Source organism: Nitrosophilus sp., from assembly GCF_982775275.1.
The window spans coordinates 1-6,453 of sequence record NZ_CEXZHP010000081.1 but is presented as its reverse complement, the minus strand read 5'-3'; the positions used below and the strand labels follow the sequence as shown (position 1 = coordinate 6,453).

Annotated in this window: 8 protein-coding genes; 1 reads left to right on the top strand and 7 read right to left on the bottom strand. The window is 32.1% G+C overall.

The window, feature by feature from the left end; translation table 11 throughout:
- On the top strand, positions 1-329 hold a 329-nt coding region (locus tag AC30RD_RS05220; protein WP_489493258.1), incomplete at its 5' end, for an endonuclease III domain-containing protein.
- Between the two features lie 4 nt (positions 330-333).
- On the opposite strand, the gene AC30RD_RS05215 is transcribed toward AC30RD_RS05220, so the two are convergent.
- The 7 genes from AC30RD_RS05215 to hypA form a co-directional block, all read right to left on the bottom strand.
- On the bottom strand, positions 334-1,608 hold the full coding sequence (locus tag AC30RD_RS05215; protein ID WP_489493256.1) for a peptidase dimerization domain-containing protein: 1,275 nt from the start codon (positions 1,606-1,608) through the stop codon (positions 334-336).
- A gap of 75 nt (positions 1,609-1,683) precedes the next feature.
- Entirely contained in the window at positions 1,684-2,193 is a 510-nt protein-coding gene (locus AC30RD_RS05210; RefSeq protein WP_489493255.1) for a host attachment protein, read from the bottom strand.
- 40 nt (positions 2,194-2,233) lie between these two features.
- A complete protein-coding gene (gene galU, locus AC30RD_RS05205; protein ID WP_489493254.1) occupies positions 2,234-3,058 on the bottom strand; it encodes a UTP--glucose-1-phosphate uridylyltransferase GalU in 825 nt (274 codons plus the stop codon).
- The gene (locus AC30RD_RS05200; RefSeq protein WP_489493253.1) at positions 3,055-3,618 is read right to left on the bottom strand and encodes a hypothetical protein; all 564 of its coding nucleotides are present in this window, start codon (positions 3,616-3,618) and stop codon (positions 3,055-3,057) included. The genes galU and AC30RD_RS05200 overlap by 4 nt, the downstream gene beginning before the upstream one ends.
- On the bottom strand, positions 3,615-5,471 hold the full coding sequence (locus AC30RD_RS05195; RefSeq protein WP_489493251.1) for a TonB-dependent receptor plug domain-containing protein: 1,857 nt from the start codon (positions 5,469-5,471) through the stop codon (positions 3,615-3,617). Before AC30RD_RS05195 ends, AC30RD_RS05200 begins: the two co-directional genes overlap by 4 nt.
- Positions 5,472-5,513: 42 nt before the next feature.
- Positions 5,514-6,023 carry a cob(I)yrinic acid a,c-diamide adenosyltransferase gene (locus AC30RD_RS05190; RefSeq protein WP_489493250.1) on the bottom strand — a complete coding sequence of 170 codons (510 nt, stop codon included), beginning with the start codon at positions 6,021-6,023 and terminating at the stop codon, positions 5,514-5,516.
- Complete coding sequence (gene hypA, locus AC30RD_RS05185) at positions 6,024-6,371, bottom strand: hydrogenase maturation nickel metallochaperone HypA (protein ID WP_489493249.1); 348 nt, start codon at positions 6,369-6,371, stop codon at positions 6,024-6,026.
- Positions 6,372-6,453 lie beyond the last annotated feature (82 nt).

Genomic DNA, 6,453 nt, shown 5'->3' with positions numbered 1-6,453 from the left:
CAGAAGATGAAAAAGAGTTGATAAAACTGCCAGGTGTTGGAAGGAAAACCGCTCATGTTATTATGTTTGAGTATTTCAAAAAAAATTTAATGGCTGTAGATACTCATGTTTTTAGGGTTGCTCATAGATTAAGATTGAGTGATGCAAAAACAAGAGAGGCTACCGAAAAAGATCTTGTTGAAGCTTTCCAAACTAACTTGCATGATGTCCATCAAGCAATGGTGCTATTTGGAAGATATATATGCAAAGCGAAAAATCCAAAATGTGAAGAGTGTTTTTTATATGATCTATGTGACAGCGAAGATAAAAAAATAGTAAAAAAAGATTAAAAAGCTAATTGAAAGATCTAACTATATCCTTTACTATATCGTATAAAATCGATATCGATTTTATTTCAACCTTCTCCTTTTTTGAGTGGGGATTGTAGATATTTGGTCCGATAGAGACAATCTGTATATTTGGAAATTTACTGCTTAGCACCGCACTTTCAAGTCCAGCATGTATAGCTTTGAATTTGACATCTTTAAAATATTTTTGATAAATTTTCTTTACCTTCATCGAAAAATCGGTAATTTTTGGCTCCCAAGGGGGATATTTTCCCTCGCTAACATTTTTAAAACCAAATGAACTAAAATATAATTTAGTTTCAATTTCAATGTTGTTTAACTCTTTTTTATTCATACTCCGAGCGGATAAAGCGATATTTAGCTCATTTATATTTAGATCGACTAATGCCAGGTTAATACTGGTTTTTGGGATCTTTAACTCAAAATCGCAACCTCTAACCCCGTGAGGAAAAGCCGCTAATATTTTTATTAGTTTTTCTCCTTCTACTATACAAAAGTCCTGCTCTTTTTCCATTTCATAAAGGCTGACATTTTCAAAATTATCAATTTTTTTATCAACGGCAATTATAGCCTTAGCTTTTGAAGGAATGGAGTTTATCCTCTCTCCCCCTTTAAAACGGATAAGCTCATAGTCTTTAATATTTGTTAAAATATTTGCTAAAACTTTAATAGCGTTTGGGATATCTTTATCTATATCTACTCCAGAATGGCCTCCTTCAAACTCAAAAGTTTCAATTTTATAAATAAACTTTTTTTGGATTTTACCTTTTTGGGCCTTTTTAGAGGCAAAAATATCCACTCCACCGGCACAACCGATAAAAATCGCACCAAGCTCTTCGCTATCAAGATTTATCATATATTTTGATTTTAGCTTCAACTCTATCTCATTTGCCCCAATTAACCCTATCTCTTCATCATTCGTAAAAAGATACTCCGCCTCAACACCTTTACTTATCAAAGATAACATCAACGCTACACCGATGCCGTTATCAGCACCAAGGGAAGAGTCTTTTGCCATTAAAAATCCGTCTTTCTCAACTATCTCAATATTTGGGGCTTTCCCTACACATACCATGTCATAATGGGATTGAAGTGAAATTTCTCTTTTTTGTTTATAACATAAAATATTGCCCACGCTATCTACTTCAACAAAATAATTGTTTTGTTTTGCAAAATCTATGATAAATTTTTGAAGGCTTAAAGTGTTTTTTGAGCAGTGAGGAATAGAGGTTATTTTTTTAAAAATATCTAAAATTTCCACAAATATCCTTATTATTTGGATATAATTATATTGGCATATCGGTTTTACCCAATACGCCAATAAATCTACAAATAATTAAAAATGTTTTCCCTTCTCTTTAAAAATATCTGGTAATCTGTTTTTATCCTCTTTTGTCAAATCCTCTTGGAGATATCTAAAAAGTTTTGATGTAGCTTCAGGATATTTTGAAGACAAACTCTGAATATGATCCCATACTCTTTTAAAAATATTTTGAGGAAGAGCTAAGAAATATTTTGGAGGATTGTTTTCTTGAACTATTTTTGCTATATCTTCGGCTACGGCTCTTATGACATCTTCTTCCATTTTATTTTCAAGCTCGTGCCTTTGTCCTATGCTTCCTCCCATTTTACCCATATTGCCGGCATCACCTTTAAATCTTCCAGCTTCATCCGTTACGATATCTTTTACTCTCCAGTGAGACTCAACATAATCAATAGAATTGATTAGATCAAGTTTGATATTTTCGGGCTTTAATCCAGCTTCAGCTTCCAAATCTCTTGGATTTGCTTTATAAACTTTCATCTCTCCTAAATTTGAAACTATTACTAAATCTCCTACTTTCATATCGATCCTTTCTTTTTAAAATATTTACAAAATTTTAGCACTATTTAGCTAAAAATTTGTTGTAAAAATAGTTTGTTGCTTCAACAAATCCTTCAACACTTCCACAATCAAACCTTTTTCCTTTAAATCTATAAGCTATAACCATACCTTTTTTAGCTTGGGTCATTAACGCGTCAGTAAGCTGAATCTCGCCGTTTTTACCGGGCTTTGTCTCCTTTAAAATATCAAAAATATCAGGAGTTAATATATATCTACCGATAACCGCCAAATTGCTTGGCGCTTCTTCTGCCAAAGGCTTTTCAACCATATTTGAAACAACAAAAACATCTTTTTCCAACTCTTTTGCTTCAACAACTCCATATTTGTGTATATATTTTTTTTCCACTTCCATAACGGCAACGATAGAACATCTATACTTTTTATAAAGATCAACCATCTGTTTTAAAACTCCACTATCTTCACCTTCGCATAGATCATCGGCTAAAATAACCGCAAAGGGCTCGTTACCTATAAGAGGCTCTCCGGTTAAAACAGCGTGTCCTAAACCTTTCATCTGCTTTTGTCTTGTGTAAGTAAAAGTGCAGCTCTCTACTAAATTTCTAATATCCTTTAAAAGATACTCTTTACTTGTTCCTTTTATCTGATGTTCAAGCTCATAACTAATATCAAAATGATCTTCGATTGCTCTTTTACCTCGTCCGGTTATTATAGCCATAGTATAAATACCGGCTTCTATAGCCTCTTCTACGCCATATTGAATAAGGGGTTTATTGACTATTGGCAGCATCTCTTTTGGTATAGCTTTGGTTGCCGGCAAAAACCTTGTTCCATATCCCGCAGCCGGAAATAGACATTTTTTAATCATTTTTTTCCTTTAAAGGAGTTTATAAAAAGATATATTATGATAATTTCGATAAAAAAAAGCAAAAAGTGAAGATCGTAAACTTGCTCTTTTTTATCTGTAATAGTTAAATACTCCAAAATTTTATAAAAAAGATACGATATCCCCATCCCGGCTAAATATCCATACTGTTTACTAACATCTACCAATGTTAAAAGAGTTTTTTTATGAACTATCAATGTTTCAGCCCTAACAAGATATGCTCCAAACATAAAAGTCAACTGATACCCTCCATAAACCATCAAAGCCGTCATATACTCATAAGGCTCCACCAAAAAAAAGATAACAAGACAAAGCATTACAATCTCTACAAACAGAGCTATTAAAAAATATTTTTTTATGTTTAGTAAAACATCATAAAATTTTGCAACTATTAGCATTCCAACGGCCAAAATTATCCCTCCCAAAGAGAAAAGGGAGGGATGAAGGGGTTCGTATATCACAAAAATCGAACCAACAGAGAGTCCTGTAAAGAAAGAGTTAAAAAATTTATATCTTATATAATTTCTTGGAATTAGTTTCAAAAAGACCCCCTAAGTCCAATATAAATTCCTCTTGGATAACTACCGTAGCCGTAAACCTCCTGATATCTTTTGTTAAAAATATTTTTTATATTTATATATCCCGTAAAATTTTTGGCAAAGTTGTGAGATAACAAAACATTTGTTACATTATATTTTCCAATCTGTTTTGACTTTTCCTTATCGTCAAACTTTTTACCGATATAATATCCGTTTATATTTATAGTATGCTTTTGTGTAGGATACCAAGTTAGGGAGTAGGTATATCTATTTTTTGCTCTTCTTGGAAGGTCATCGTTATTTGGATCTTTTGCGTTTAGGTAGGTATATCCAAGTTCGATAAGAAGATTTTCTAATATATCCTTTTTATAACCTATCTCAATACCTTTAAATTTACTACTTCCTTCAAAGTTTTTATAATATGAGTTATTGTTCCACCAGATATCATCTGGATCAAACCAATCTATTAAATCTTTAACTTTTTGATAAAAAACCAAGATTTTTAATCCTTGATATTCAAATCCCCCATCAAAGCTTCTAGTTTTTTCAGGTTGAAGATCAAAATTTGAGGCTCCCCAAGGATTGAGTATCTTTACCTGATTTGGCACATTATATGCGTTTGCAATATTTGTAAAAAATATTAAATCTTTTATATAATATTTCAAACCAAATTTTGCAGTGGTTTGATCATCAAAAGATGAGTAGTTGTCATATCTCATAGCCATAGATACAAGTAAATCATCAAATCTTTTTTTCCCGCTTAAAAAAAACGATTTTGAACTATAGGAAATATCTCCTGAATCTCCAAAAACCTCTAAATAATCGGTAGAAAATTTTTGATATTCCAAACCAGCTATTAATTTTATATCCTTTAAATAGAATCTATCTTTTATCTCAAATCTTTTTGTTTTGCCCTCAAAATTTTTCACTCCCCATGTAGTATCTAAAAACTCCCTTTTTGTTTCTGTTTTATCAAGATGTAAAACAAAATCGTGTGAATTTACAAAAAAGGAACCATTTAAAAAATAAGAATCATATTGAAAAGTATCATCATTTTTAGAATTTGGATCTCCAAACTGATCGGCTTCGTTATCTGCATTTATATAGTTTGCTCCTATCTCGAAAAATCCGTTATCAAAATTGTAACCCCCTTTTAAAGAGAGATTTCTGTTTATATATCCATCCCTTTCATAATCTTTTGGATTTTCGTTATAAGGAGTGATTGCGGATACTCCATCTGTGCTAAAGTAGTTATAATTTATTTGATAAAAAAAGTTTTTGGCTTTTTGAGATAGTAAAAATTTTATATTTTTGGAATTAAAACTTCCTCTTTCAATATCAAAATCTATATTGGTGCCTTTGATTGCTTGCTTTGTTATGATATTTATCACTCCACTGGCCGCATCTGCCCCCCAAATACCGCTTTGAGGACCTTTTATGATCTCAATTTTTTGGATATTGTTTAAAAGAAGATGCTCAATTGAAGCTCCGTTAGTATTGGAAGGATCGTTATATCTTATTCCATCTATTAATATTAAAACTTTGTCGGTATTTAAACCCCTTAGATAAACCGAAGTAGCTTTTCCATATCCGCCGCTAGAAGATAAAGAGACACCTTTAATATACTCTAAGACCTCTTTTAAGCTTTTTAATCCCCTCTCCTCAATCTCTTCGAAAGTTACAATCTCAATATCTTCGGTAGTCTCTTCAACCGACTCTTCATACTTGCTCGCACTTACTACTACATTTTCTGTGGTAGCAACCGTTGCAGCTTGCGCATTTAAAGATACAGCCGAAACAGTTGCAGCAATTGCGGCAAGCGAGAAGTATTTTTTCTTAAAACCTTTTGCAACCATTTTCTCTCCTTTTTAAAATATAAAAATCAAATTTTATCACAACTAAAACTCTATCCCCTCTCTTGCTTTTACACCTTTATCAAAATAGTGTTTTATTTTTTCCATTTGGGTTACCAAATCTGCTTTTTCTATCATCTTTTTGGTTGCACCACGCCCTGTTAATATAAGCTCAACCTTATCTGGCTTTTTTTCCATTAAATTCAAAATATCATTTTCTTTTAAAATACCAAAAACCGTAGTAACTATTATCTCATCGCAAACAATTATCTCAAAATCTTTTTCAAAAGCTTTCAAAACTCTTTTTAATTGATCTTTTACCATTTTTATCTCTTTTAAACTGGGCTTATCAACGATAAACTTTCCGTCCCACTCCCTATCAACCACGATATTTTCGCTACATTTTTGAAGCATATCAATCTCATGTGAAGGTAACGCTTTCATAAATTGAGAAAAATAGACTCTTTTGCCAGCCCCTAAAGCCCTAAGAACCAAACCTACCGCCGCCGTAGTTTTACCTTTACCATCTCCTGTATAGATATGAACAAACCCCATTTATTTCATCTCCAAAGATAGCAGTAACATATCTTCACCATCCAAAACTTCCAAATCCACCTCACCGCAAGTCTCGCATTCAAAGAAAATCTCATTCTTTTCAAACTCATTTGTATAACCACATTTTTTGCACTTTGCAACTATTGGTTGAATGACCATCTCTAAAGTAGCATTTTTACAAATCGTATTTTCTTTAAATGTATCAAAAGCAATTTGAAGTAGATGTGGCTCTACACCGCTTAAAACTCCTATTTTTACTTTTACCTCTACTACCTCTTTTGCATTATATTTTTTTGCATTATACTCTATAATGTCTAAAAGGCTTTGGACAATCGAATATTCGTGCATTACTTTCCTTTGGAATTAGGATTTTAGAATTGAGTGTTCTGAAAAATTACTAAATTTCGCTCAAGTTGGATGCAATTTTTGC